The organism is Rhizobium sp. SVR5-9E, from assembly GCF_056755095.1.
The window spans coordinates 17,364-41,444 of sequence record NZ_JBNDHS010000006.1; the positions used below are offsets into that span (position 1 = coordinate 17,364).

Annotated in this window: 25 protein-coding genes; 12 read left to right on the forward strand and 13 right to left on the reverse strand. The window is 60.0% G+C overall.

Going from position 1 to position 24,081, the window contains the following annotated elements; translation table 11 throughout:
- Nucleotides 1–79: 79 nt before the first annotated feature.
- Nucleotides 80–757: an RraA family protein gene (locus tag ACPYOJ_RS05290; RefSeq protein WP_481415304.1), complete on the forward strand. Its 678-nt coding sequence runs from the start codon at nucleotides 80–82 to the stop codon at nucleotides 755–757.
- Between the two features lie 56 nt (nucleotides 758–813).
- Complete coding sequence (locus tag ACPYOJ_RS05295; RefSeq protein ID WP_481415305.1) at nucleotides 814–1,665, forward strand: alpha/beta fold hydrolase; 852 nt, start codon at nucleotides 814–816, stop codon at nucleotides 1,663–1,665.
- Nucleotides 1,666–1,672: 7 nt separating this feature from the next.
- Here ACPYOJ_RS05295 and ACPYOJ_RS05300 read toward each other — a convergent pair whose 3' ends face one another.
- The 8 genes from ACPYOJ_RS05300 to ACPYOJ_RS05335 form a co-directional block, all read right to left on the reverse strand.
- Nucleotides 1,673–2,593, reverse strand: a complete 921-nt coding sequence (locus tag ACPYOJ_RS05300) for a LysR family transcriptional regulator (protein WP_481415306.1) — start codon at nucleotides 2,591–2,593, stop codon at nucleotides 1,673–1,675.
- A 368-nt stretch (nucleotides 2,594–2,961) separates the two neighbouring features.
- The gene (locus ACPYOJ_RS05305) at nucleotides 2,962–3,165 is read right to left on the reverse strand and encodes a hypothetical protein (protein ID WP_481415307.1); all 204 of its coding nucleotides are present in this window, start codon (nucleotides 3,163–3,165) and stop codon (nucleotides 2,962–2,964) included.
- Nucleotides 3,166–3,287: 122 nt separating this feature from the next.
- Nucleotides 3,288–4,223 (reverse strand): ABC transporter substrate-binding protein, encoded by a 936-nt coding sequence (locus tag ACPYOJ_RS05310; RefSeq protein WP_481415308.1) that lies wholly within the window; start codon nucleotides 4,221–4,223, stop codon nucleotides 3,288–3,290.
- 254 nt (nucleotides 4,224–4,477) lie between these two features.
- The gene (locus ACPYOJ_RS05315) at nucleotides 4,478–5,410 is read right to left on the reverse strand and encodes a LysR family transcriptional regulator (RefSeq protein WP_168830206.1); all 933 of its coding nucleotides are present in this window, start codon (nucleotides 5,408–5,410) and stop codon (nucleotides 4,478–4,480) included.
- A gap of 3 nt (nucleotides 5,411–5,413) precedes the next feature.
- A complete protein-coding gene (locus ACPYOJ_RS05320) occupies nucleotides 5,414–6,424 on the reverse strand; it encodes an FAD-binding oxidoreductase (protein ID WP_481415309.1) in 1,011 nt (336 codons plus the stop codon).
- A gap of 18 nt (nucleotides 6,425–6,442) precedes the next feature.
- Nucleotides 6,443–7,264, reverse strand: a complete 822-nt coding sequence (locus ACPYOJ_RS05325; protein WP_246704435.1) for an IclR family transcriptional regulator — start codon at nucleotides 7,262–7,264, stop codon at nucleotides 6,443–6,445.
- 87 nt (nucleotides 7,265–7,351) lie between these two features.
- The gene (locus tag ACPYOJ_RS05330) at nucleotides 7,352–7,876 is read right to left on the reverse strand and encodes a hypothetical protein (protein WP_168830204.1); all 525 of its coding nucleotides are present in this window, start codon (nucleotides 7,874–7,876) and stop codon (nucleotides 7,352–7,354) included.
- 16 nt (nucleotides 7,877–7,892) lie between these two features.
- A complete protein-coding gene (locus ACPYOJ_RS05335; RefSeq protein WP_168830203.1) occupies nucleotides 7,893–9,179 on the reverse strand; it encodes an aromatic ring-hydroxylating dioxygenase subunit alpha in 1,287 nt (428 codons plus the stop codon).
- Between the two features lie 199 nt (nucleotides 9,180–9,378).
- Here ACPYOJ_RS05335 and ACPYOJ_RS05340 point away from each other — a divergent pair, with 199 nt between their 5' ends.
- The 3 genes from ACPYOJ_RS05340 to ACPYOJ_RS05350 all read left to right on the forward strand — a co-directional run bounded on the left by ACPYOJ_RS05340 (nucleotide 9,379) and on the right by ACPYOJ_RS05350 (nucleotide 11,453).
- A complete protein-coding gene (locus ACPYOJ_RS05340) occupies nucleotides 9,379–9,696 on the forward strand; it encodes a non-heme iron oxygenase ferredoxin subunit (RefSeq protein WP_168830202.1) in 318 nt (105 codons plus the stop codon).
- Nucleotides 9,697–9,763: 67 nt separating this feature from the next.
- Nucleotides 9,764–10,528 carry a class II aldolase/adducin family protein gene (locus tag ACPYOJ_RS05345; protein ID WP_481415310.1) on the forward strand — a complete coding sequence of 255 codons (765 nt, stop codon included), beginning with the start codon at nucleotides 9,764–9,766 and terminating at the stop codon, nucleotides 10,526–10,528.
- Between the two features lie 175 nt (nucleotides 10,529–10,703).
- Entirely contained in the window at nucleotides 10,704–11,453 is a 750-nt protein-coding gene (locus ACPYOJ_RS05350) for an IclR family transcriptional regulator (RefSeq protein WP_481415311.1), read from the forward strand.
- Nucleotides 11,454–11,457: 4 nt separating this feature from the next.
- On the opposite strand, the gene ACPYOJ_RS05355 is transcribed toward ACPYOJ_RS05350, so the two are convergent.
- Complete coding sequence (locus ACPYOJ_RS05355; protein ID WP_481415312.1) at nucleotides 11,458–13,071, reverse strand: FAD-dependent monooxygenase; 1,614 nt, start codon at nucleotides 13,069–13,071, stop codon at nucleotides 11,458–11,460.
- Between the two features lie 255 nt (nucleotides 13,072–13,326).
- On the opposite strand from ACPYOJ_RS05355, the gene ACPYOJ_RS05360 reads away from it, so the two are divergent.
- From ACPYOJ_RS05360 to ACPYOJ_RS05375, 4 genes are all read left to right on the forward strand, one after another.
- Entirely contained in the window at nucleotides 13,327–14,316 is a 990-nt protein-coding gene (locus tag ACPYOJ_RS05360) for an ABC transporter substrate-binding protein (RefSeq protein WP_168830198.1), read from the forward strand.
- A gap of 91 nt (nucleotides 14,317–14,407) precedes the next feature.
- A complete protein-coding gene (locus tag ACPYOJ_RS05365; protein ID WP_481415313.1) occupies nucleotides 14,408–15,100 on the forward strand; it encodes a class II aldolase/adducin family protein in 693 nt (230 codons plus the stop codon).
- A 36-nt stretch (nucleotides 15,101–15,136) separates the two neighbouring features.
- The gene (locus tag ACPYOJ_RS05370) at nucleotides 15,137–16,150 is read left to right on the forward strand and encodes an amidohydrolase family protein (protein ID WP_481415314.1); all 1,014 of its coding nucleotides are present in this window, start codon (nucleotides 15,137–15,139) and stop codon (nucleotides 16,148–16,150) included.
- A gap of 127 nt (nucleotides 16,151–16,277) precedes the next feature.
- On the forward strand, nucleotides 16,278–17,645 hold the full coding sequence (locus tag ACPYOJ_RS05375; RefSeq protein WP_481415386.1) for an MFS transporter: 1,368 nt from the start codon (nucleotides 16,278–16,280) through the stop codon (nucleotides 17,643–17,645).
- Between the two features lie 15 nt (nucleotides 17,646–17,660).
- Here ACPYOJ_RS05375 and pcaF read toward each other — a convergent pair whose 3' ends face one another.
- The 3 genes from pcaF to ACPYOJ_RS05390 are packed head-to-tail and all read right to left on the reverse strand — an operon-like array spanning nucleotide 17,661 to nucleotide 20,286.
- Nucleotides 17,661–18,866: a 3-oxoadipyl-CoA thiolase gene (gene pcaF, locus ACPYOJ_RS05380; RefSeq protein WP_481415315.1), complete on the reverse strand. Its 1,206-nt coding sequence runs from the start codon at nucleotides 18,864–18,866 to the stop codon at nucleotides 17,661–17,663.
- A gap of 11 nt (nucleotides 18,867–18,877) precedes the next feature.
- On the reverse strand, nucleotides 18,878–19,582 hold the full coding sequence (locus tag ACPYOJ_RS05385) for a 3-oxoacid CoA-transferase subunit B (RefSeq protein WP_481415316.1): 705 nt from the start codon (nucleotides 19,580–19,582) through the stop codon (nucleotides 18,878–18,880).
- Nucleotides 19,579–20,286 carry a 3-oxoacid CoA-transferase subunit A gene (locus tag ACPYOJ_RS05390; RefSeq protein ID WP_481415317.1) on the reverse strand — a complete coding sequence of 236 codons (708 nt, stop codon included), beginning with the start codon at nucleotides 20,284–20,286 and terminating at the stop codon, nucleotides 19,579–19,581. The genes ACPYOJ_RS05385 and ACPYOJ_RS05390 overlap by 4 nt, the downstream gene beginning before the upstream one ends.
- A gap of 294 nt (nucleotides 20,287–20,580) precedes the next feature.
- Here ACPYOJ_RS05390 and ACPYOJ_RS05395 point away from each other — a divergent pair, with 294 nt between their 5' ends.
- Nucleotides 20,581–20,709 (forward strand): hypothetical protein, encoded by a 129-nt coding sequence (locus tag ACPYOJ_RS05395; RefSeq protein WP_481415393.1) that lies wholly within the window; start codon nucleotides 20,581–20,583, stop codon nucleotides 20,707–20,709.
- 43 nt (nucleotides 20,710–20,752) lie between these two features.
- On the opposite strand, the gene ACPYOJ_RS05400 is transcribed toward ACPYOJ_RS05395, so the two are convergent.
- On the reverse strand, nucleotides 20,753–21,184 hold the full coding sequence (locus ACPYOJ_RS05400; RefSeq protein ID WP_481415318.1) for a universal stress protein: 432 nt from the start codon (nucleotides 21,182–21,184) through the stop codon (nucleotides 20,753–20,755).
- A 758-nt stretch (nucleotides 21,185–21,942) separates the two neighbouring features.
- Here ACPYOJ_RS05400 and ACPYOJ_RS05405 point away from each other — a divergent pair.
- Both ACPYOJ_RS05405 and ACPYOJ_RS05410 read left to right on the forward strand, forming a co-directional pair.
- The gene (locus ACPYOJ_RS05405; RefSeq protein ID WP_481415387.1) at nucleotides 21,943–22,974 is read left to right on the forward strand and encodes a 4-hydroxythreonine-4-phosphate dehydrogenase PdxA; all 1,032 of its coding nucleotides are present in this window, start codon (nucleotides 21,943–21,945) and stop codon (nucleotides 22,972–22,974) included.
- A gap of 81 nt (nucleotides 22,975–23,055) precedes the next feature.
- The gene (locus tag ACPYOJ_RS05410) at nucleotides 23,056–24,030 is read left to right on the forward strand and encodes a Bug family tripartite tricarboxylate transporter substrate binding protein (protein ID WP_481415388.1); all 975 of its coding nucleotides are present in this window, start codon (nucleotides 23,056–23,058) and stop codon (nucleotides 24,028–24,030) included.
- Nucleotides 24,031–24,081: the final 51 nt, after the last annotated feature.

The window sequence follows — 24,081 nt, forward strand, 5'->3', positions numbered from 1 at the left end:
TGATCCTACCGACGCGATCCATGTCACCCATCGGCTCCCGCGTCGGCACTCCGTCAACGAAAAAATGGAAGCAACGATCGTGTCCATCGGATTCAGAATCATGCCGCGCCACCGCAAGGTGACCGCCGAAACCGCCAAGCGCTTTCTCGATGTCCCGGTGGCTTGCGTCAGCGACGCCATGAACCGTCTGAGCGCCGGCGGCCCGACGCTGCGCCCGCTCCATGCCGGTGGCGCCATGGCCGGCGCAGCCTTCACTGTCCGGACCCGTCCGGGTGACAATCTGATGATTCACAAGGCCCTCAAGATGGCTGAACCGGGCGACGTCATCGTCGTCGACGCCGGTGGCGATCTTTCCAACGCCCTGGTCGGGGAAATGATGTTGTCGCATGCCCGCGCCATTGGCGTCGTCGGCGTCGTCATCAACGGCGCCGTGCGTGACTACGGCTGGATCCGCACCAATACCTATCCGGTATTCGCCGCCGGCGTCACCCATCGCGGCCCCTATAAGGACGGTCCGGGCGAGATCAACGTGCCGATCTCCTTGGGCGGCATGGTGATCGAACCGGGCGACCTCATCATCGGCGACGATGACGGCCTGCTCTGCGTCCCCTACGACCAGACCGAAGCCCTCTACCAAGCCGCTGCCAAAAAGCACGAGGCCGAATCCAAGACCGTCGCCAATACCCTGGCTGGCAAGCTCGATCCCAAGCTCTGGGTCGACGAAACGCTCCAGCGCCTTGGTTGCGAAGGCCTCTGACCCATTCAAGCCCGCGGCCGCCCTGCGGTCCGGGCATCCATTCAAGGAGGTGAACCTTGGCAAATGTTACCATTAATGGAATCGACACCTATTACGAGGTGTTCGGCTCCGGTCCTCCCCTGCTGATGTGCGCCCCCGGCGGCTTCGATGCCGACGTGGAAAAATGGCGCACGCAGGGCATTTATTCGCAAGTGAAGTTCCTCGACAATCTCTCGGAGAACTATACCTGCATCGCCTTTGACCGCCGCGACACCGGCAAGACCGGTGGCCGCGTCGAGCCCCTGCAGTGGGTCGATTATGCTCACCACGCCAAGGGCATGCTCGACGCGCTCAATATCGAAAAGGCCCACATCATGGGCGGTTGCATGGGGTGCAGTGTCGCCGTTGCCTTCGGCGTCGCGTACCCGCAGGCAACTGCAGGCATGGTGCTTTTCTGGCCCGTCGGCGGCGCCAAATACCGGATCAACGGGCACCAGCGCTTTGCCGAGCACCTGGCCTTCGTCCATCAGAATGGGCTCGAAGCTGTCGTCGCTCTTGCGAGGCAGCCTGGCAGCGCCTTCGGCAAGGACGCGCGTGTCGGCCCGTGGGTTTCGGCCCTGCGCACCGATCCCGAGTTTGCGGAACGCTATGCGAAGCAGAACGTCGAGCAGTACAAGCTGATCCTCGCGGGCATGGTCCGGAGCCTTCTGGATCGTGACACCTCGCCCGGTGCCGAACCGGAGGACCTGCTGTGTCTCAGCATTCCGACCCTGATCGTGCCGGGCGCCGACGCGTCACACGCGACATCGGCCGCACGCTATCTGCAGGAATGCATTCCGGGCTCGCAATATTGGGATGTTCCGGTTTCAGCCCAAGACGAAGCGAGCACCAATGCGCGCGTCATTGAGTTCCTCAAGGCAAGTGCCTGAGAAAAATTCAGTGTGGCTGGGCATCCGGCAGAAATCTGCCGCTCTGCCGGACCAGGAACTCTTGAAAGGCCGTCATGACCGGGGTCATCGCCCGGTCAGTGCGGCTGACGGCAAACCACTGACGGCGGATCGGAAGACCGGCGACGTCGAGGATAGCGAGTTTGCCCGCCTGAACTTCAGCAGCGACGCTGTGGGCGGCGAGAAACGCAACACCGGTATCGGCCATGACGGCCCGCTTGATGTCCTCGACGCCGTCCATTTCCGTGTTCGCACGAGCCGCCCTGCCCGGAACCTCGTTCATGAAACGCTCGAAGAATATCCGGGTGCTCGATCCTAAGCCACGAACGATGAAATGTTCCTCCGCGATTTCGGCCTTTGAAATGGCCGAGCGGCCGACTAGGCTATGATTGGGAGCGCTGACAACAACCAGAGAATGCTCCCCAAAGATGGCGGCGCGAACCGAGATGTTGCGCGGCGGCCTGCCGACGAGCGCGATGTCGATGGTCCGGTTCTTCAGCCGCTCGATCGTCTCGGCGCGACGGTCGATGATAACTTCGAGGTCAATGTCCGGAAACTCGGCTGAAAAGGCATTGTGCATCGGCTTTGCGAAATACCGTACGGTCGAAACAGCGCCGACCGTGATGCGGCCACGTTTAAGACCCTTGAACGCATTCATCTCATCGCTCAGCAGGTGAAGGCGATCATTAATATCGCGAGCGGCAGCAAGGACGGCCCTCCCCGCTTCCGTCGGGTACATGCCGTGGGCCATGCGTTCGAAAAGCTGGACACCTGCTTCGGCTTCGAGTTGCTTAAGTTGCAGTGTGACTGCCGGTGCCGTGAGGCCGAGCACCTTCGCAGCGTCAACGATCTTTCCGTGAGTCTCTATCGCGAGTAACGATCTGAGCTGTCGAAAAGTTATATTTTTCATAGAGATAACGATAAAAAAACTTAACGCGGATGTAAAGCGAATAAATTTTACTTCGCTGCGGCGTGAGGAGTTCGAATGCGGGGGAGACGTCGTTCCGGCATCGGCAAAAACCGCGCGTAGCTTGTTCAAGTGCGCGGAAACCTTTACCTGCCAAGCGGCGGTTCGCGCTGTAAACTATTGAAAGATCTATGCGTGGCGGTCGGCCGCGTCGGCGAACGCCGCAGCTTTATTGCCACGCGTCTCGCCGGTGGCTTTGCTGCCGTGCAGGTGCCGGCTTCCTCGTCGGCATGGTTTGATCGTCTGAAGGGTGCCTAAAATGAAAAAGCGGCGATCTGATCGCCGCTTCTTTCATGTATGTCTAGAGAGATTCAACGACGTTTGTAGGTGCGCTCGAAAGCCGTTTCGTCGATCCCAAGGCTGTGCAGGGCGGCTCGTGAAGGCGCCCGGCGTTCGCGCCGCGCCCGCGAGCACTCGCGAGCGGCGCTGATGAGGCTCACGCCGTCGAAAAATCCGCCGAAAGCACTGCGGACCCATTCGGAATTGCCTTCATTTCGAAAAGCCAATGTCGTCATCGTTCCTGTCTCCGCCATTATGTTGCACTGCATATAAGCGCCAAGTGCTAAAATGGAAAGACGGGCAGCGGCAAGGCAGATATACGGCGCCTGCATAGCGCACTGCCCTGCCGGCTGATTGCTTAGATGACGAAGTGTTCCATGGTCTCCGGAACGAAAATGTCTTCGGCGCGAAGACGCCTTTTCGAGAGCCCCTGTTCGTAGGAGTACCGCAGGAAGGTATCCAGCGTTTCGCGATTTTGCTTGAAGCCGTAACTCCAGTAATCGTCGCCCATGATACGCCGGACATCCTCGACATGTGCGTTCAGCCAGGGGAGCATCACCTTGAGTGCGGCGGTCTCCTCGAGTTCACGATAGATGCGTAACTGCGCTTCGGCGAAAGCCTTATAAAGAGACTGAGCGATCCAGCGGTGCGCTTCGTAGATTTCCCGGCGAATAACGATCGTATGCATGATCGGAAAGATGTTCGTCTTGCGGAAATAGGCTCGTTCCACATCGACAAAATCTTCGAAAAGCCGCCGTACCCCGCCGTTCGGACCGCCATAGGAAGAAGGCTTGCGGGCGGTGAAGAGCGCATCGATCTCCCCATCGCGGATCATTGCAGACAGCGTCTGGGTCGGGCCAATCCGCTTGATACGGATATTTTCCGGCAGGTCGAGAGCAAGCTTTTCCGGACGGTTCGGCTCCTCCTCACCGCCGGTATAATGTGTCACGTCGTCGACCTTGACGCCGTATTCGTCAGAAAGGATGCCGCGGATCCAAACGGGCGCCGTCATCTGATATTCGGGACTGCCGACGCGTTTGCCGACAAGGTCGGCCGGTTCGCGAATGCCTGCCGCTGCATTCACGTAGATCGACGAATGCCGGAAATAGCGCGAGGGAAAGACCGGGATCGCCACGAAAGGGCGGTCTTCCGTGAAATGGGACATCACATAGGATGACAGCGACATCTCGGCAACATCGAACTCACGATGGCGCAGCATGCGGAAGAAGGTCTCCTCCACCGGCATGTTCAGATAAATAAGGTCGATACCATCGGGCACGACCGTTCTGTCCATGATTGCCCGCGTCCGGTCATAATTCCAGCAGCCGAAGGACAAACGAAGCGAAGATCTCAGGATTCTCTCTCCCCAACAACCCGGCAAAACGAGCCTTTGGCAACCTTTGGCCACCCATTGAATCACGTTTGATCAATGCCGCTCATTCGCCGATTTTCGGCGCCGGGAACCTCTCAATTCGCCGTGATCATCAAGTGCGTCGCAGCAAATGTCCAAGGCAAATCATATTGCCTAGATCAAAGATAAATTGTGGATCAGCTTTCCACTATCCGGTCTATCGGATGAGCGTAGGCGCCGATCGCCTTCGCAAGCTTTCCGACCATACTGTCGATGAAGGCGTGGAACTGGCCTTCGTCCGCAAGGCCTTTGTTCGAGGCATGCGCAAGGTACAGCGTCAGCTTGACGTCCGGCCGCTCTATCCGCTGGGCGATGAGTTCGCCCGCCTCTATTTCTTCCGAAACGATGCCATAAGGCATGATGCTATGGGCGACACCGTGCAGGATCAGGGCCTTGATCGCCTCCATGGATTGCACCTGATAGGTGATCTTTACGTCGAGCGACAGGCGCGACGCCGTTTCATGCACGCGCCGCCATATGATATCGCGATTGGAAACGAGTGCGAGGTCGCCGGCGACCGCCTGCCGGAAGGAGACATTCGGCTCAACCGCCTTCCCATCCGGCGCTGAAACCAGCAGCAGATCCTCTTCCATGAGCGCTATGCGACGCACGCCAGGACTATCCTCGATATCATAGGCAAGCACATAGTCGAGCTCGCCACGCTCGAGCGCATCCGACAGCACGAAACTCAGCTCTTCGACGAGATGCAGCGAGATGCCCGGCAGTTGCTCATTGGCCGCGACCAGAACGTCGGTGCCGATCAGCTTCAATATGCTCGGCGTTGCGCCGAGACGCACCCGCACGCGCTCGCCGCCGAGCGAAATCAGGTCGCGGCGTGTGTCTTCGATGCGCTGCAGGATCTCCAGCGCGCGCTCGTAAAGCAGCTTCCCGGCGGGTGTCGCGCTGACGCCGCGCGAGTGCCGCTCGAGCAGCTGGATCTGCAGCGAGTCCTCCAGGTTGCGGATCTGGATTCCAAGTGCCGTTTGGGCAAGATTCAGCTGCTCGGCGGCTTTCGTGATGTTGCCGACTTCGACGACCTTGACGAAGTATGCGAGCTGGCGGAGTTTCATCGGTCAATAAAACTGGTCAAAGTGAACCTGGGCAGGTGGCACGCCGAGATCAATCAGCATTTTCTGTATCGCCTGCCCCATCATCGGGGGACCTGCGAAGTAGATTTCGCATTCCGGCAGCCGCTCGGCAAAGAGCTTGGCGGCGATCTCATGCGCGAAGCCGCGGTAGCCATTCCAGCCATCCTCCTCTTCCGGCATGCCGGAGACGACAGGATGATAATGGATCGTGCTGCCGAAACCTGGAAGTTCCTCCAGCATCTCCTTGCCACCGATATCGCGTGCGGCGCGTCCACCATAGATAAAGTCGATGCGGCGTCCAGCCAGTGCAGGCGAGACAGCGGCGGCGCGGGTGATCGAGATCATCGGCGACAGACCGGATCCACCCGCAAGGCAGATGATATCCCGCGATGCATCTTCCCGCAGATAGGCCATGCCGTACGGCCCGTCGATTTCGATGCGGTCGCCTGCCTTCAGGCCATCGAAGAGCTTGGTGGTTGCGGCGCCGTTCGGGACCCGGCGAATCTGGAAATGCCACTCGTCAGCCTGATCGCCGGTGCTCGCCATGGAGTAGGCGCGGCTTCCCTCAACGCCCGGCAGCGCCAGAAGCGCATATTGTCCGGAGAGGAACGGAGCGGGCGTCTCGAGCTTGAAACGGAATTCTCGGATGTCGTGGGTGATATCGCGGGTAGCCGTGAGCGTGGCGGCCTGGCGCACCGGGCGGAATCGGCTCTCATAATGCGGCATCAGGCGCAGCTTGACGGCACAGTCGGAGAGCGGTCGGGCCTGACAGCCGAGGCGACGGCCGCGGCCGCGATCGCGTTCGCTGAGGCCGGGAGCATCAGGTCTCAGTTCCTCGATCTCTCCTTCCAGCAGATCGAAACGACAATTGCCGCACGAGCCGACATTGCATTCGTAAGGAAAGCCGAGGCCAGCCCGAAGGGCGGACCGCATGATCGTGTCTCCGTCGTCGCAGGGCCAGCTCACGCTGGTCCCACTCAATGTTATCACGCTCATGCAGTCCTCCTCATTGCCTTATCTCCGGTAGACCGCCCCGTATCCGAGGCGGGATGAAATGGTTGCCACGGTATCGAGCAGTGGCCTTGCAAAGCTTTCGACCGCGTCGAGAGACAAGCGCTGTGACGGACCGGCGACCCCGACCGCACCAACGACCGAGCCGCTCGAATCCCTGACCGGAGCCGCAATAACGCGGATGCCGGGCTCGCTTTCCTCGTCCTCGACTGCGAAACCGCGCTGGCGCACTTCCGCAAACACCTCGCGCAGGCGCGCTACATCGGTGATCGTGTGCGCGGTCCGCTTCGTGAGCGGCGGCGTAAGCACGCGGTCGATCATCTCCTCGGGCGCAAAGGCGAAGATTGCGCGGCCGACCGCCGTGCAATAAGCCGGCTTGCGGGCGCCGAGATCCGATTTGATGCCGAGCGCCTGCGGGCTCTCGAGGTCATAAACGTGCATCACTTCCGTATCGCTCGGAATGCCGAGGATAATCGTCTCGCCGGTATGCTTGCGCAGATCGAAGAGATAGGGTCTCGCCTCATTCGACAGGTCCATGCGTCGGCGAACGAGCGTGCCGAGACCGAACAGGCCGATGCCAAGACGGTAGCGCTCGGTCTCCGGATTCTGCTCCAGCAGACCCTCTGCTACCAGCGTGACAGCCAGCCGATGCACCGTGCTCTTTGCGACCTTCAGCTTCTGCGCCAGGGCGCTGACGCCGATTTCGACCTCGTCTTCTGAAAATGCTTTCAGAAGACGAATGGCGGTCGTCACGGACGAGAGGCGGTTGCGCTTGGCAGGAGCCGTCTTCTTCGCGCGTGTCATTTCTTTCACAGATGCATTCATGGCTTGCGTTTTCCGTTTCTTCCCCGGGAGTAAGTGATCGTCCATAACACAGCTCCCGCGAATACTCACGTCAACGTTACTGCCATCTTAAACCCTTAGCGCGCTCAGCATCTCGGGGACGTATTCGTCCCCCTTGGAGATGACCAGCATCGCGGCAAAGGGACGCATCGCCGTCAGCGTGCGGGCAAGATCCTCCGCCGGGACATCCGTCGAATTCAGGACCAGACCCGTGGTCATCTTGCTGCGCACGAAGCAGGCATTGCCAATCACTTCCGCCGCTTCCGCCGAGGCGCCGGCCGTTGTCACCATGACGATGACATCGGCGTCGGCGATTTCGTCGGCAAGGTTGACCCGCTTGCCGTCACGGTCCTCTAGCACGGCGTCGACCGGCAACATGTGCAGCGAGTCGCTCGCTCCCTTCGCTTCGACGTAACGAAGAAAATGCGCGCCCGGCCAGCTGCTTGCGCTGGTCAACTTTTCCAGCGCCTCAAGCCCTTCCGCGTCGAGCGCGATGATGCGCGATTTGCGCGGCTTCGAGTTGGGATAGTTGACGCGGAAGCGTGCCTCTTCCGCAGTCGTCGCCCGTGCGCTCTCGCTCAATCCGAGTTGCATGACGTCATCTCCTTCGTCAGACCGACGTCTGCGCCTTGCCGGCGATGACGGTCAGCGCTTCGTCCTTGATATCGGTATACGACTTGTCGACCGGCAGTACGATCGCTGCCGAACGAACACGATGATGGGCCGGATCGACGCCCGGAGGGATCGTGCCCTTGTCCTTCAGCGCGCGTGCAGCCTTCAGCAGCCGGTGGCGAGCCATGATGATGCCGTTATCGGTCGACACCAGGTTTTCCTTGCTGCGGTCGACGATGGGGCCCATGCTTTCCTGCAGCGATGCATCTTGCATGGCAATGCCCTCGACGCCGGAATAGGTGATGCCCTTCCGCTGCGCCTCACGGTCCATCAAGTAGTCGTTGTCCTTGTTGGCTGCCGGGCGGAAGGTGCCGGGGACATAAGCAACATGGATGCCCTTGCCGTCCTTCATCGCCTGGCGCTCTTCCGTCGTCAGCGCGCGGACAGGATGGTAGTCGAAGCTCCAGGCCCAGCAGTTCTCGTCGTCGATCGGGATCCAGAAATGGCCGTGGACCGGATGGTCGCCGCGCGGCGGAACCATGGTGAACGACGGCATGATCCAGGGCGTGATGCGCCAGTAGTAATGACCTTCTTCGGCATTACGGCGAGCGCCGATGTAAAGGCCGCCCTCGCTATCGGTAACTTCGAAGAATGGCTTGGCATCGGACATATTGTACTTGTTGCCGCGGGCGCCCTTGAAGAGCGGGTCGCTGTTCAGATTGCCGCTGTGCAGCCAGGAAACGTGGCTGGAATCGATGCCGCCTTCCATGGCCTGCAGCCAGTTGCACTCCTGCCAGCGCTTGGAGGTGAAGGTCTGCTCGGCAGGCACGAGCGCGAACTCCCATTCCGGATGCGGCGGCTGCTTGTCGGCCGGGCCCATGTAGGTCCAGAGGATGTCGCCGATCTTGATCAGCGGATAGGACTTCAGCTTGATCTTGCTGCAGTAGCCGCTTTCCTTAGGCTCCGAGGGCACTTCGATGCACTGACCGGTATGGTCGTATTTCCAGCCGTGATAGGGGCAGCGCAGACCGCCTTGTTCGTTGCGGCCGAACCAGAGCGAAACACCGCGATGGGCGCAGAATTCGTCGATCAGACCATAGCGGCCCTCGCTATCGCGGAAGGCGAGCAGCCTTTCGTTGAGGAGCTTGATTCGCACAGGCGCACAATCATTGTCCGGCAGCTCCTCAGCGAGAAGCGCCGGAATCCAGTAACAGCGAAACATGTCGCCCATCGGCGTTTCGGGGCCTGTCTGGGTCAGCAGATCGTTCTGTTCTTTTCTCAGCATCGCAATCCTCCTCAAGGTAGCAGACCCCGCCGGGTCTCTCTCGTTGCTTTAAAACGGGCGTCTTTTTACGGTTGACGTTCGCGCCCGATCGGGTATTTTTAAAGTGTTCCGTTATGCAGAACATCGTTTCGTTTTTAGAAGGTACATGCTGACGACCGCCTAGTCAAGCGGAGACAGCGCTACGAAGGAGATGCTTAAAATGTCTGATACATGCTCGCGGATCAGGCTGTGTTCCACCGACGATGTCGATTGGGACAGCGCCATCAGGGTCGAGGAAGGCGATCTTGTGCTCGCGGTTTTCAATATCAACGGCACTTTTTATGTGACCGACGACCTGTGCACCCACGGCCCGGGCTCGCTGGCTGACGGTTATCTGGAAGGCCATGAAGTCGAATGCGATTTCCACAATGGCAAGTTCGACGTCCGCACCGGCGAGGTCACGGCACCGCCCTGCATGCTCCCGATCAAGACATATAAGGTCGTGGTCGAGAACAACGAAGTGATGATCGAAATCTGATTGCGCCATCGCTTGCTTGCCTCACAAAGTCGTATAATATGGGATTTGTTTTTTTGGAGGAATGCCCATGCAATCTCATAAACACGAACCAGAGGCTCCGGCCGAGCCCTCGGAAAACGCGCTGCGCCACGATGTCTCGATGGCGACGCGGCTGCTGAACAGTCTCAAAATACTGGAATATAGCGGCCATGTCAGCGCGCGTTTGCCGGGCGGAACGACCTTTTTGATTCAGCCGCAGGACAAGAGCCGCGCCGATGTGGCGCCCTCGGATCTGTTCGTCTGCGATCTCGACGGCAAGGTTATTTCGGGACCTACGGGCTCGAAGCCGCCGTCAGAAACTTTCCTTCATTGTGAGATTTATAGATCACGCCCGGACGTGAATTCGGTGGCGCATTTCCACCATGACGTCACCAACGTCTTCACGCTGGTCGAGGACATGCCGCTGCCGCCGGTGAAGAACCACGCGATCCGCTGGCGCAACGGCATTCCCGTTCATTCCGACCCTGCCCATGTCGACACTCCCGAGCGCGGCCGCGGCATCGTCGCGACGCTCGGCGATTGCCATGCGATGCAAATCCGCGCCCACGGCCAGATCGTCACCGCCGAGACCGTCCGCGCCGTCTTCATCGATGCCGTGCACCTGGTCGAGAATGCCGAAGCTGCCTATCGCGCCGCCTCGCTCGGTAAGATCAAGCCGCTGACGGAAGAGGAAATGGAATCCTTCGCCCACAGCTTCCGCCGCGGCCACCACATCCGCAAGCTCTGGAAATACTACGCCGGCGGCGCAATCCGCGACGGCCTTTTCCCGGAAGCTTGGAACGCAGCTGTCTGAAATACCAAGCATGCCGTGGCCGGGAAACGGCCACGGCATGCGCTTGCATGCGTTCCTCTGCTCGCCCTATAGTGCGTCATCGTCACCGCTGCTGCAGAGATTCCATGGTGCCTTCCGCTAGTTCTATCCCATTCCAGATGTTTCCAACTGCTTCCGTTCCGGCGAGGAAAAGCGCTTGAACAGTCTCGAAAAGATGATCGGTATCCTGGATCTTTTCGATGCCGGCGATGATGCGGTGACGGTTACCTTCGAGGAGCTCTGCGAGTCGCTCGGCTATACGCGCTCGACAATGTACCGCTATCTCAAGACGTTGACCGACGCCGGCCTGCTGAGCTCGCTCCCCGGTGTCGGTTACATGCTGGGACCGCGGATCGTCGAACTCGACTACAAGATACGAACCGGCGACGTGCTGATTCGCGCCGCCCTCCCGGTGATGGAAGAGCTATCCACCCGCTTCAAGGGCATTGCCCTGCTCTGCCGGCGCTTCAAATTCGAAGTCCTCTGCGTGCATCAGGAAACCGGCACGGATGCCATCCACAGCAACTACGAGCGCGGGCGCATGCGATCCTTGCTGCATGGTGCTGCCTCGGTTGCGATCCTCGCCTACCTGCCTGATCATCAACTCAAGAAGCTTTTCGGCATGGCGAAGGACGAGTTTACGTCGGCCGGCTTCGGCGCCTCACTTGCGGAAGTCAAGGCGACGCTGAAGGGTCATCGGGAGCGCGGCTGGGTGAGCACGACGGGTGATGTCACCCCCGGCGTCGTCGGCATCGCAGCGCCCGTCTTCGATGCACGCTCGGAAATTGTCGGCAGTCTCAGCCTGACGCTCAAGGACACGCGCATAAGCGCCAAGGCTGAGGAAGAGGTCGCTGAACGCGTCGTCTTTTGCGCCGGGATCCTTTCAAAGAGCCTGGCGCGCAGTTGACGGCTTAGTGCCCTGTCACCATGGCGGCAAGCGCTTCGGCATCCTCCGGCGCGCTCTTGCCGCGCCAGACGACATGCATGTCCGGGCGCACCAGCACGAGATCGTAACCATAGATGTCGCGCACATGCGGGGCGTCGATATCCAGCGTCTGGTATGGTGTGCGCCGGGCGCGGAAAGCTTCTTCCAGCTTGCTCGTATCGATCGTCGTGCCGCCGAGGCGCAACAGCGTATAGCCCGGCCCGATATGGTCCTGCACCGGATCGTTGTCGCCCAGCCAGAGATGCGGCAGGCGCGCGCCCGGCCAGGTCGTCGGATGATATTCGCGGAAGAGATGTTCCGGCCCGCCGGGCTCGTCGGTGATGACCGGTGAGCCGACATAACGATAGCCGAGTTCGGCGCCGATCATCTCGTTCGTCTTGCGCTGCTCGATATCCGCGACACGAGTAAGGTTGTCGCGCGTCGCCTGGCCTTCCGGCGTGTTATCGCGGATGTTCGGCCGGTACTGCGAACGCCACTTGCGCCGGCCGAGCGAGGCATAGCGCGAGGCGCCGACGTTGCGGTCGCCAACCTGCCGCCGCTCGATCTCATAGGAGCGTAGCAGGTTCGGCCCGCCCCAACCTTGCAGGACGGCTGCGAGCTTCCAGCCGAGATCGACGGCATCGCCGACACCGGTATTCATGCCGAGCCCGCCCGTTGGGATGACAAGATGAGCCGCGTCGCCGGCCAGGAAAACGCGCCCGGCGCCATAATTGTCCGCCAGCAGGAGATTCTGCTTCCATTGACCGACATAGAGCATCTTGTAATCGACCGGCACGCCGACGGCCTTTTCGAATTGTGCCGCCATGTCCTCGTCCTTCTCGACGACCGCATGCAGCGTCCAGTGCTTTGTCGAATCCTGCATGATGAGAAACGTCGCCTGTCCATCGGCAACGTGATAATGGCGGCCGCGCCCAGGCCCATCGCCGAGTGGAATGCGGCTGTAGAGGTCTTCGCTGTAATAGAGCGCCTGACGCAGATGCAGGAGATTTCCCTCGCCGCGCAGCTTGATGCCGAGCTGCTTGCGCACCGGGCTCGCACCGCCATCGCAGCCGACGAGATATTTGGCCCGGAACATATGATCCGCGCCTTTCCCGTCGATCGTGCGCGCGGTGACGCCTTCGGCATCCTGTTCGAAAGAAATGAATTCGCGGTCGTAGAGAACCGTAACAGTCGGCAGAGCCTCGGCGACCAACTTTAGGAGCGGCTCAAGCGTATACTGGGAGATGAGCTGGTAGGCCTCGAGCGGCTGCGTCGCATCATTGCAGGCTTTTACTTCCGCCAGCGCCTCTGACACCGAGGCATAGGGCAGACGTAACAGCGGCGGTTCGTTCATCGCCAGCACGACATAGACATCCATCGGGATGGAGCCGTCGAGACCGGCCTTCCTGATCTTCTCCGAAATGCCCATGCGCCGGAAGATTTCCATCGTCCGGGCGTTGCAGCGCTCCATCTTCGGCAAAAATTCGGGCGCCTGCTTCTTCTCGACCAGGGTGCAGCGCACACCCTTCTGGCCGAGATCGATAGCGAGCGTCAGCCCGACTGGGCCTGCTCCGACAATGAGAACATCCGTTTGGTTCATGGTCATATCCATTGGTTGGCCGCCGGCCCGCTTCACCTCCTCGAAGACGGCACCGGACCGCGTGGGTAGACTGCGGTCGCGCGGCAATTTCGAACAATGTCTAACGCGAGATCGGTTTTGCCGTCAATTCAAAATCAAAAAAATCTCACAATGCAGGATAAATTGAAAAAATGCTGGACAAGTAATTGCCGTTCAGCGCATGGTGGCGCTAGATAAAGCGGCGGTCGCTTCGGCCGCGGGCTCTAGGAGGAGAAAGTGGTAAAGAAGCTTGAGCTGACGCTCGCTTGCGGCGATTACGAGATCGTGCGGCCCTTGAAGGAAGGCATCGTCTCGCCCGACGGCATCGAACTGACGATCGTGACGAAGATGGATTCGACCACGCGTCACTGGCGCTTTCTACGCAACGGCGAATTTGACGTGGCGGAGGTTTCGCTCTCTTCCTACATGGCGGCCAAGACGCGCGGACTTCCGTTCGAGGCCATTCCCGTGTTCCTGCACCGCCGCTTCCGGCACGGCTTCATCTTCACCAATACCGCAAGCGGCATTCGCGAACCGAAGGACCTGATCGGCAAGAAGGTCGGCGTGAAAGCCTATCTGGTGACGGCGTCGCTCTGGCTGCGCGGAATACTGGAAAGCGAATATGGCGTTCCGCACAAGTCGATCGAATGGTATTCCGAACTCGACGAGGACGTCGATTTCAAGCTGCCGGAAGGCCTGACGCTTCACAAGATCAGCAATGACAAGTCCATCGAGCAGATGCTGGTCGACGGCGAAATCGATGCGCTGCTGCATCCCGATCTGATCGATCCGATCACCGATCGCGATCCGCGCGTCGGCCGGCTATTCCCTGACTACAAGAGCGAAGAGATCGCCTACTACAAGCGAACTGGCATCTTCCCGATCATGCATGTGCTCGGTATCCGCCCGGAGATCATCGAGCGCCATCCCTGGGTCGCGGTCAATCTCTACCAGGCCTTCAACGAGTCAAAGCGCATTGCCATGAAGCGCATGGAGGACCCGCGTATCGTACCGCTCGCCTGGTATCGCGAAGCCTGGGAAGAGCAGCAGGAGATCATGGGGGGCGACCCGTGGGCCTACGGGCTCGACGGGCAGAACCGCAAGACGCTGGAAACGGTTATCGGCTACGCCCATCAGCAGGGCCTGATCGACCGTGAAGTGGAGCTTTCCGAGCTTTTCCTCGACGTTTCGCAGGGCCGCAAACGAGGCGACAAGCACCGTGTGTAGTGCCTGCGACGGTTCCCCGGCGAACAGTGAATTTCAACCGGCCTGGAGCGGATCGAGCTTCCGTTGTGACGGCCTGGCGGAGACAAAAAACATGCATGAAGATCTGAAGCAGAGAATGGTTGAGGCTGGCCGCATCCTCGAACGGGCCGGCCAGGGCGACTGGACGCGCGGCCATATCTCCGTGCGCGTTCCCGATCAGCCGGATCGCTTCTACATGAAGGCCTCGAAGATCGGTCTTGAAGAAATCACCCTCGACAACCTGATCACCGTCGGCCTCGACGGTGAGAAGATCGACGGCGATCATGGCCGGCACAACGAGGTCTATATTCACTCGGAGGTGTTGCGAGCCCGGCCAGACATCAATGCGGTCGTGCATACTCATGCGCCCTATGCCGTCAGCTTTTCAGCCCTCGGCAAGCCACTGCAGCCGATCGGTCATCCCGGCTCTATCTTCGCCGAAGGCCTGCCGGTCTTTTCCGAAACCACCGAACTCATCACCACAACCGAGCGCGGCAAAGCGGTTGCCGCCACCCTCGGCAGCCATGGCGCGATGCTTTTGCAAAACCACGGCCTCGTCACCGCTGCTCCGACCATCGAGCAGGCGATCTATCTGGCGCTCTCGCTTGAGAACGCCTGCATGATGCAGCTCTGGGTCGAGGCGGCAGGCGGCGCGAAAGCACTCGGCAAGCCGGAAGACATCAAGGCCAAGCGCAAGCACATGTTCCGCGAAGAAATGTTCAAGGCGACCTTCGCCTATCTCGTCCGCCGCCTGAAGCGCGGCTGAGACGATCCCAACCAAAATTCGTTCAGGAGGAGTACCATGCACTATATTGACGCGTTCAACCATTTCTTTCCGAAGGCGCTCTGGGAGCGTATCCAGAAGCTCGACGGCGCCGGCAAGGATATCGGCCGCCGCATGCAGGGCATCCCTTGCATCTACGATCTCGAAACCCGTTTCCGGGTGATGGATGAATTTTCCGACTACACGCAGATCATCTCGCTCGGCATGCCGCCGCTCGAAGCCATGGGCGGACCGGAGCTTTCAACGGAATTCGCGAAGATTGGCAATGACGGCCAGGCCGAGCTCGTGCGCAATCATCCCGACCGCTTCGCCGGTTTCGTCGCAGCGCTGCCGATGAACGCGCCTGAGGCGGCCGCGAGGGAAGCCGAGCGCGCCTTCACGGAACTCGGCGCGAACGGCCTGCAGATCCACACTAACGTCAACGGCGCGCCTCTCGATGAGGAGCGTTTCTTCCCGATCTTCGAGATGGCGGCAAAGTACAACAAGCCGGTGCTGCTGCATCCGTCGCGCAACTCCTCGATGACCGACTACGCGACCGAAGACAAATCCAAGTACGAGATCTGGTGGACCTTCGGCTGGCCTTATGAGACCAGCGCCGCCATGGCCCGCCTCGTCTTCTCCGGCTTTATGGACCGCCTTCCGAACCTCAAGGTTCTCGCCCACCACATGGGCGCCATGGTGCCCTTCTTCGAAGGCCGTGTCGGCCCCGGCTGGGACCAGCTCGGCAAGCGCACCTCGGACGAGGATCTGTCGCTGGTGCTGAAGCGCCTGAAGAAGCGTCCGCTCGACTATTTCAAGGACTTCTACGCCGACACCGCAGTCTTCGGCTCGCGCTCAGCGACGCTGTGCGGCCTGGATTTCTATGGCAGCGACCGCATTCTCTTTGCATCCGATTCGCCCTTCGATCCGGAGAAGGGTCCGGGCTACATCCGCGATACGCTGAAGATCCTGAATTCGCTCGATCTGCCGAAGGAAGACATGGAGAAGATCTGCTTCCGTAACGCCGAGGCGCTTTTCGGCCTCAAAAAATGATTAGCTTTGTCGCGGAGGCGGCTTCTTCCGTCTCCGCGACAAATATACGGCTGGCGCACAGCCGAAACGCGCTCTAAAGCAAGCGCGTATTCCTGTCAGGACCCCCCTCGTGTCACGCCTCACACCAATCATCCTCGCAGTCGCTCTGTTCATGGAACGGATGGACTCGACAATCATCGCAACCAGCCTGCCCGCGATTGCAGCCGATATCGGCACGTCGCCTATCGCCCTGAAACTCGCGGTGACCAGCTATCTGGTGGCGCTTGCGGTCTTTATTCCCATAAGCGGCTGGATGTCCGATCGCTTCGGCGCGCTGAACGTCTTCCGGCTGGCGATCGGCGTTTTCATGATCGGCTCCATCGGCTGCGCGTTCTCCAATTCCATCGAGGCCTTCGTCTTCGCACGCCTCATTCAGGGCGCGGGCGGATCGATGATGACGCCGGTGAGCAGGCTCCTTCTGGTGCGGGGCACCCCCCGCAACCAGTTGGTCGATGCACTGGCGTGGCTGACGATCCCTGCCCTCATCGGCCCGATTCTCGGGCCGCCCGTCGGCGGGTTCCTCACGACCTACCTGAGCTGGCACTGGATTTTCTGGATCAATGTTCCGATCGGTATTGTCGGCATCATCCTTGTCACGAGACTTCTTCCGCCCGTCGAAACGCGTGTCCCGAAGCCGCTCGACTTTCCGGGTTTTTTCCTCTCCGCAATAAGCTTCGGCGCCCTTATCCTTGGTATTTCCATCGTCAGCCTCCCGGCTGTGCCCAGATACTACGGCTATGCGACGATCGCAGTGGGAGCCCTGTCCGGCATAATCTATCTGCTTCGGGCGCGACGTGTGGCGCATCCGCTTCTTGATCCGAGGATGTTCCGCTACCCGATGTTTCGCGCCGCGATTGTCGGCGCCTCGAATTTCCGCATGGGCTTGGGGGCTCTGCCCTTCCTGATGCCACTGATGCTGCAATTGGGCTTTGGCCTGTCGCCGTTTCAGTCCGGCATGGTGACCTTCGTCACGGCAATCGGCTCGCTGAGCTCGAAATTCGGAGCTGCGCGCATGTTCGGCGCTTTCGGCTTCCGCCGCGTCCTCATTGTCACGACCATACTGTCCGCAATTCTTCTAGGCATCAACGGACTTTTCCATCCAGGCACGCCGCTCTCGCTGATCATGGCATGCCTGCTCGTCGGCGGCGTGCTGCGTTCGATGGCCTTTTCCGGGGTCAATGCCATGGCGTTTGGGGATGTCGACGATGCCGACAGCGGTCAAGCGACGGCAATCAATGCCGTCGCGCAGCGCCTTTCCATGGCGATTGGCGTTGCAGTTGCCGGTGCATCGCTCGATATCTCCAGCAGCCTGCATGGCGGCACGCTGGAGAACATCGATTTCCAGATCGCCTTCGTCGTGGTCGGCCTCATTTCCGCGTCGAGCGTCATCACTTTCTGGCGTTTGCCGCGAAACGCGGGCGACGATCTTGTGAACCGCAAGATGCGCGAGGGTTAGCCGTAGGCTCAGCCCTCACACCCGCTCTAGGGCTACAGCAATCCCCTGCCCGACGCCGATGCACATCGTTGAGAGCGAATACCGCCCGCCGGTTTCGGCAAGCTCCAGCGCTGCCGTTCCGGCGATCCGCGCACCGGACATGCCAAGCGGATGGCCGAGCGCGATGGCACCGCCATTGCGGTTCACGCGGCCATCGTCGTCGGCAATGCCGAGTTCGCGCAGAACTGCCAGGCCCTGCGAGGCGAAGGCTTCATTGAGTTCGATCACGTCGAACTGGTCCTGCGTCATGCCAAGCCGGGCCATCAGCTTGCGCGATGCGGGAACCGGGCCAATGCCCATGATGCGCGGCGGCACGCCGCCGGCTGCCCCGCCCAGGATGCGAGCGATCGGCGTCAGTCCATATTTCTTCGCCGCAGCTTCGCTGGCGATGATCAGGGCGGCGGCACCATCGTTGACGCCGGAGGCGTTGCCGGCCGTCACGGTGCCGCCCTCCTTCTTGAAGGGCGTGGAGAGCTTGGCGAGCGCTTCCATCGTGGTCGCACGCGGATGCTCATCCTTCTCAACGACAATAGGATCGCCCTTGCGCTGCGGAATGGTGACGGAGGTGATTTCCTTTGCCAGCCGGCCGTTTGCCTGCGCCGCCGCGGCCTTGGCCTGGCTGCGGACCGCAAAGGCGTCCTGGTCCTCGCGCGAGACCTTGTATTCCTCGGCAACGTTCTCGCCGGTCTCCGGCATGGAATCGACGCCGTACTGCTTTTTCATCAGAGGATTGATGAAGCGCCAGCCGATCGTCGTGTCGTAGATCTCGGCGTTGCGCGAAAAGGCCGTCTCGGCCTTCGGCATCACAAAGGGTGCGCGCGACATGCTTTCCACGCCGCCGGCAATCATCAGCTCGGCCTCGCCGGCGCGAACCGCACGGGCGGCGGCGATGACCGCATCCATGCCGGAGCCGCAGAGGCGGTTGATCGTCGTGCCGGGCACCGAGACCGGCAGGCCGGCAAGCAGCGATGACATGCGGGCGACGTTGCGATTGTCCTCGCCGGCCTGGTTGGCGCAGCCGAAAATCACGTCGTCGACGGCTTCCCAATCCACCTTGCCGTTGCGCTCGATCAGCGCCTTCAACGGCACGGCGCCGAGATCATCGGCGCGAACGGCCGACAGCGAGCCGCCAAAGCGGCCGATGGGGGTGCGGATATAATCGCAGATATAAGCGTCAGCCATTAGGCTTCTCCTCAGAGTTCCGGAACGACGAGATCGGCGACCGGGCCGTCGATATGGAGCGGCGCGCCGGTCATCGCCTGCAATTCCTCGACCGTCATCGCAGCGAGCTTCTCGCGCAGCACGAAACGGCCCTTCACGATATCGATGACGGCGTGGCTCGTATAGACGCGGGTGATGCAGGCGACGCCCGTCAGCGGGAAGGTGCATCTGTCGACCAGCTTCGGCTCGCCGTTCTTGGTGACGTGCTCGGTGATGACGCAGACCTGTTTGGCGCCGTGCACGAGGTCCATGGCGCCGCCGACGGCCGGCACGCCCTTGGCGCCGACCCGCCAGTTGGCGAGGTCGCCGGTCTGGGCCACCTGGTAGGCGCCGAGGATTGCGACGTCGAGATGGCCGCCACGCACCATGGCGAAGCTGTCGGCATGGTGAAAGAAGGCCGAGCCGGGCTTCAGCGTCACCGGCCGCTTGCCGGCATTGATGAGATCCCAGTCCTCTTCACCAACGGGCGGTGCCTCGCCGAAATCGAGGATGCCGTTTTCCGTATGGAAGATCGCCTGGCGGCCGGGCGGCTGGTAGCGCGCCACCATTTCCGGAAAGCCGATGCCGAGGTTCACATAGGCGCCGTCGGCGATGTCCTGAGCGGCGCGCCATGCAATGCTGGCGTTGGAAAGCTTGATGTCTTCGCGAGTGTTGATGGGGCTGATATCGATGGTCATTGATAAGCCACTCCGGCTCGAACGAGCTCTTCTTCCTGGGCGGGATTGGCGACCTCGACGACGCGGTCGACGAAGATGCCGGGGGTGACGACATGCTCAGGTTCAATGCCGCCGGCGGGAACGACGCGGGAGACCTGGACGATGGTCTTCGCCGCCGCCATGCACATCAGCGGATTGAAGTTGCGTCCGGCCTTGTTGTAGATGAGGTTACCGTGGGTGTCGCCGATATGCGCCTTGACGATGGCGAAATCGGCCTTCAGCCAGCGCTCCTGCACGTAATGGCGGCCGTCGAATTCGGCGATGACCTTGCCTTGCGCAAGCTCGGTGCCGTAGCCGGTCGGCGTGTAGAAGGCCGGGATACCGGCGCCGCCGGCACGGATGCGCTCGGCGAGCGTTCCCTGGGGCACAAGCTCCAGCTCTATCTGACCGGCCAGATATTTCTCCGTGAAGGCGCGCGGGTCCGACGACCGCGGGAAGGAGCAGATCATCTTCCGCACCATGCCCGCGTCAATCATCGCGGCAATGCCGATGCGGCCGTTGCCGGCATTGTTGTTGATCACCGTGAGGTTCTTCGGTCCCTTGTCGATCAGGGCGTGGATCAGCTCGATCGGCGCGCCCGACCCGCCGAAGCCGCCAATCATGACGGTCGCCCCGTCACCGATTTCGGAAACGGCCTCCGCCGTGTTCCCGATAGTTTTGTCCATGCTGGATCACTCCTTGCCCGGTTCGGCGGGATGCTCCTCCCCGCCTCTGGACTGATGGATAGAACGAGATGGCAGGACCGGCAAGAGATTTGTGCGTTATTTGATATTTGTTCGTATACCGCACAAACTGGGAGACCGAAATGGGGATTGGTTTTATTGCCCTTGGTTTGGGCGGTTTGATGTAATTGATTTGTCCACAAAATCTGGAATTTTCGTAACAGATTGTTATAACTGGATTATTTTAATTTAGCGGCAACTAATTTCATATGAGTTGATTCGTCTCTGATAAAGTCGTTGCGCGACCGGGACGACACCCATCGCCGTCGCGTCGGACTTGCGGTAGAGAAGGCCGGCGGTCTGCTGATCGCCGACGATGTCGGCAACACGATCTGGCGCGTGACCGCAGCACCAGCGACGCAATGACCAGGCTTGCGCGGACCGGACGCCGCGCCTGCGCGGCTGGCGATCATCCTTTGACGATTAAGACGGTCCCCTTGGCGAGGCTCAAAACCTTTGATGCTTGGCTCCCGAGGATCAGCCGATTGATCCCACGGTATCCATGCGATCCCATCATAATGAGGTCACTGCCAATCCGCTCTGCGGTATCGACGATACCATCGGCAGGGCTCGCGCTCTCGACCGCGACTGTATCGACGTCACCCGTGCATAGCTTCGCAGCCGCTTGGAGTGTCTTCTTGCTGTGCTCCGCATTGCCCTTCGCGATGTCTTCGTACATGAGGGGCGACCAAACGTCTGGTGCGAAGAACATTGAGGGGATCGAACTCACGGTTACGATCGTGATTTTTGCTTTGAGTATTTGAGCTAGCTCGGAAGCCTGCTTCACTGCATTCGTCGCAAGATCAGACCCGTCTGTTGCGACAAGGATGTGCTTGAACATCGTCGTTCTCCTGTACGCTTGCGCGAACCGAACATAAACCACAGTCGAAGGTAGAGTCTATCGACGGCCGCTTTGCGACAGAACACGTTGTAACGCGCCGGTTCTGATGCCAAATCTACGGTGGAAAGCACGGCTCAGGGCCGCTTCGGACTGGTATCTGACTTCGGCGGCAACTTGGGCGATGGAATCTGCCGAGTCGACCAGCGGCGCTATTCCACAAATCCCCTGGAACGTGCCAACGAGGGTTGCCCTGGGACGGGCCACCAATGTCCGCGAGCGTGTCAACGGTCTAATTTCGACAGGGCTGAAATGCTGTCTTGACGGAGATCGAACGTTAGCCCCGCGATTTTCACGTTGCGACCATTAGCAGACAACACCGGAGGATACTCACGGAAGCACCAATCACTTCCCGCAGCATCAGTAAGAAGCGCTATAATTGACGGCGCGCGCCTTCTATCAATCACGCCATGCCCAAATAGCTCGTCGTTCGCACGCATCCAGTCGGCGAGCTTCCCGACTTCCGAGATCGCCCTACACGAGCTTCTTCGGCCATCACGACACAACTCACCAAGTTCTCAGGCAGCCTACCAAGCGGCCGTTTTCATTTCATGATCTTGATTGCTGCGGGCTCCGTACCTCTTGTCGGCGCTTGCTTAACATTGGCGAAGAGCCTATGCCTAGAAAATATTGTATACAAAATTCAAAAGACTTGATGTCAAAGTCTGAATGCCGTATCAACCCATTCAGGGATGGAGGAGATGATGAGCTTGAGCCAAGGCCAAATACGGCCGGTCATTGCGTTAGCCATGGGAGATCCAGCAGGGATTAGCCCCGAACTCACTGCCAAACTGTGGGCTCGTGAAGAGATCGCAGATATTGCACAATTGGTCGTCATCGGAGATCGTCGCATTTTCGACAAAGGCGCCGCCGATGCCGGGCTGGACCTCACGATTGAAACAACGGCAGCGGGTCAATTTGCTGCGCTCAAGTCGGAGCGCCATGTCTTCATCGATCTTGCGCATCTTGACCCGTCAGAGGTCTCGCCCGGAGAAGCCACGCTGGCCGGCGGGCGGTTTGCAATGGCCAATTTCCGCCACGCTCTCGAGCTTGCCGTTTCCCAACAGGTTTCAGCGGTCTGCTTCACGCCCTTCAACAAGAAAGCCATGCGCTTTGCCTATCCAGGTTATGACGATGAGAGCCGCTTTGTCTGTGACGTGATCGGCTTCGAAGGAAAAGTGCGCGAGTTCAACATTCTGGAAAGAGTCTGGAACGCCCGCGTCACTTCACACATTCCGTTTTCTGCTGTTTCCTCGGCAATTTCTGTCGAGGGGATAATGGCCGAAATCGAACTCACCACGCGTTGCCTTGCCGAAGCTGGCCATGCTGACGCCCGGATCGCGGTCGCGGGCCTTAATCCGCACGCCGGCGACGGCGGAAGCTTCGGCATGGAAGAAATCGAGATCATAGAACCTGCGGTGGCGCTTGCCAGAGCACGAGGCTTTAATGTCGATGGCCCATTCCCGGCAGACACCGTCTTTCTGCGCGCGGTCAAAGAAGGCTACCGCGCCGTCCTGACGATGTATCATGATCAGGGGCAGATCGCGATGAAGCTTATGGGTTTCGATGAGGGCGTCACCATAATCGGTGGCCTACCATTCCCGCTCTGCACGCCTGCCCACGGTACTGCTTACGATATCGCCGGCAAGGGCATTGCAAACATCGGCGCGAGCCGCGAGGCGATTTTTCTGGCCGCACGCATGGCGTCAAGGACGCACTTTGCTGCCGGATAGCCGTTCTTAAAGAATACCCGGTGCGAGGAGGTTCGTACCGGCTTCATCTAAACAAGGAGGTAGAAGATGAAGACTTTGGCCATGAGCATGACTCTTGCAGCCGCGTTGGCGATGGCTGGCCAAGCATTGGCCTTCGAGCCGACAAGGCCCGTCGAGTTTGTTGTTGCGTCCGGCGCCGGCGGCGGGACCGACAATTTTGCCCGCACGATCCAGTCAATCATCACCAAGCACAAACTCATGAGCAAGTCGATGGTGGTCTTGAACAAGGGTGGCGGCAGCGGCGCCGAGGCATTTCTTTACGCTAAGCAGAACGATGGCGACCCCAACAAGCTGTATTTCGGGACCAATAACGCCTATCTGCTGCCGCATGTTGCTAAGATGGCCTATTCGACGAAGGACTTGACACCGGTCGCGGCGATGGCTTTCGACGAGTTTCTGGTCTGGGTTAAATCGGACTCCGAATATACGACGCCAGCCGCACTCGTGGACGCAGCCAAGGCGGCACCAAATAGCGTTGCTTTTGCAGGCAGCCAGTCCAAGGACACTGACGAAACCCTGGTGGCGCTGATCGAGCAGGCCACAGGCGCTAAGTTCAAGTACCTGCCCTTCAACGGTGGCGGCGAAGTCGGTGTTCAGCTCGCGGGCGGCCACGTTGCCGCCAATGTCAACAACCCCAATGAGAATATCGGTCAATGGAAGGCGGGCGCCGTCAAGCCGCTCTGTGTCTTCTCCGACAAGCCGATGGCAAAAAGCGAGCCGATTTACGAGGGCAAGGGCTGGGGCGACATTCCGATCTGCTCGTCGGTAGGTATCGCGATCCCGTCCTATAAGATGCCCCGCACCGTGTGGGTCGCCGCCGGGACGCCTGAAGATGCAGTCGCCTATTATGCGGATATCATGAAGAAGGTCAGCGAGACGCCGGAATGGGCGGAATATATCCGCAAGACCTCGCAAACCGGCGATTACCTTGACGGCGCGAAATTGACGGATTTCATCGGCACCAGCGAGACGAAAGCGGTGAACGTCTTCAAGACGGAGGGCTGGCTGGTTCAGTAAGCGAACTGACGAACAGGCGCCCAGGGATCCGGCGGACACTGCCGGATCCCT

Coding starts and splice junctions, on each gene's coding strand:
- pcaF (WP_481415315.1), bottom strand. CDS start 18,866: ATGGCTGACGCTTATATCTGCGATTATATCCGCACCCCCATCGGCCGC.
- ACPYOJ_RS05305 (WP_481415307.1), bottom strand. CDS start 3,165: ATGACGACATTGGCTTTTCGAAATGAAGGCAATTCCGAATGGGTCCGC.
- ACPYOJ_RS05335 (WP_168830203.1), bottom strand. CDS start 9,179: ATGCTGAGAAAAGAACAGAACGATCTGCTGACCCAGACAGGCCCCGAA.
- ACPYOJ_RS05345 (WP_481415310.1), top strand. CDS start 9,764: ATGCAATCTCATAAACACGAACCAGAGGCTCCGGCCGAGCCCTCGGAA.
- ACPYOJ_RS05330 (WP_168830204.1), bottom strand. CDS start 7,876: ATGCAACTCGGATTGAGCGAGAGCGCACGGGCGACGACTGCGGAAGAG.
- ACPYOJ_RS05390 (WP_481415317.1), bottom strand. CDS start 20,286: ATGGACAAAACTATCGGGAACACGGCGGAGGCCGTTTCCGAAATCGGT.
- ACPYOJ_RS05320 (WP_481415309.1), bottom strand. CDS start 6,424: ATGAGCGTGATAACATTGAGTGGGACCAGCGTGAGCTGGCCCTGCGAC.
- ACPYOJ_RS05365 (WP_481415313.1), top strand. CDS start 14,408: ATGCATGAAGATCTGAAGCAGAGAATGGTTGAGGCTGGCCGCATCCTC.
- ACPYOJ_RS05340 (WP_168830202.1), top strand. CDS start 9,379: ATGTCTGATACATGCTCGCGGATCAGGCTGTGTTCCACCGACGATGTC.
- ACPYOJ_RS05405 (WP_481415387.1), top strand. CDS start 21,943: ATGATGAGCTTGAGCCAAGGCCAAATACGGCCGGTCATTGCGTTAGCC.
- ACPYOJ_RS05385 (WP_481415316.1), bottom strand. CDS start 19,582: ATGACCATCGATATCAGCCCCATCAACACTCGCGAAGACATCAAGCTT.
- ACPYOJ_RS05325 (WP_246704435.1), bottom strand. CDS start 7,264: ATGAATGCATCTGTGAAAGAAATGACACGCGCGAAGAAGACGGCTCCT.
- ACPYOJ_RS05410 (WP_481415388.1), top strand. CDS start 23,056: ATGAGCATGACTCTTGCAGCCGCGTTGGCGATGGCTGGCCAAGCATTG.
- ACPYOJ_RS05315 (WP_168830206.1), bottom strand. CDS start 5,410: ATGAAACTCCGCCAGCTCGCATACTTCGTCAAGGTCGTCGAAGTCGGC.
- ACPYOJ_RS05370 (WP_481415314.1), top strand. CDS start 15,137: ATGCACTATATTGACGCGTTCAACCATTTCTTTCCGAAGGCGCTCTGG.
- ACPYOJ_RS05300 (WP_481415306.1), bottom strand. CDS start 2,593: ATGAAAAATATAACTTTTCGACAGCTCAGATCGTTACTCGCGATAGAG.
- ACPYOJ_RS05400 (WP_481415318.1), bottom strand. CDS start 21,184: ATGTTCAAGCACATCCTTGTCGCAACAGACGGGTCTGATCTTGCGACG.
- ACPYOJ_RS05355 (WP_481415312.1), bottom strand. CDS start 13,071: ATGAACCAAACGGATGTTCTCATTGTCGGAGCAGGCCCAGTCGGGCTG.
- ACPYOJ_RS05310 (WP_481415308.1), bottom strand. CDS start 4,223: ATGGACAGAACGGTCGTGCCCGATGGTATCGACCTTATTTATCTGAAC.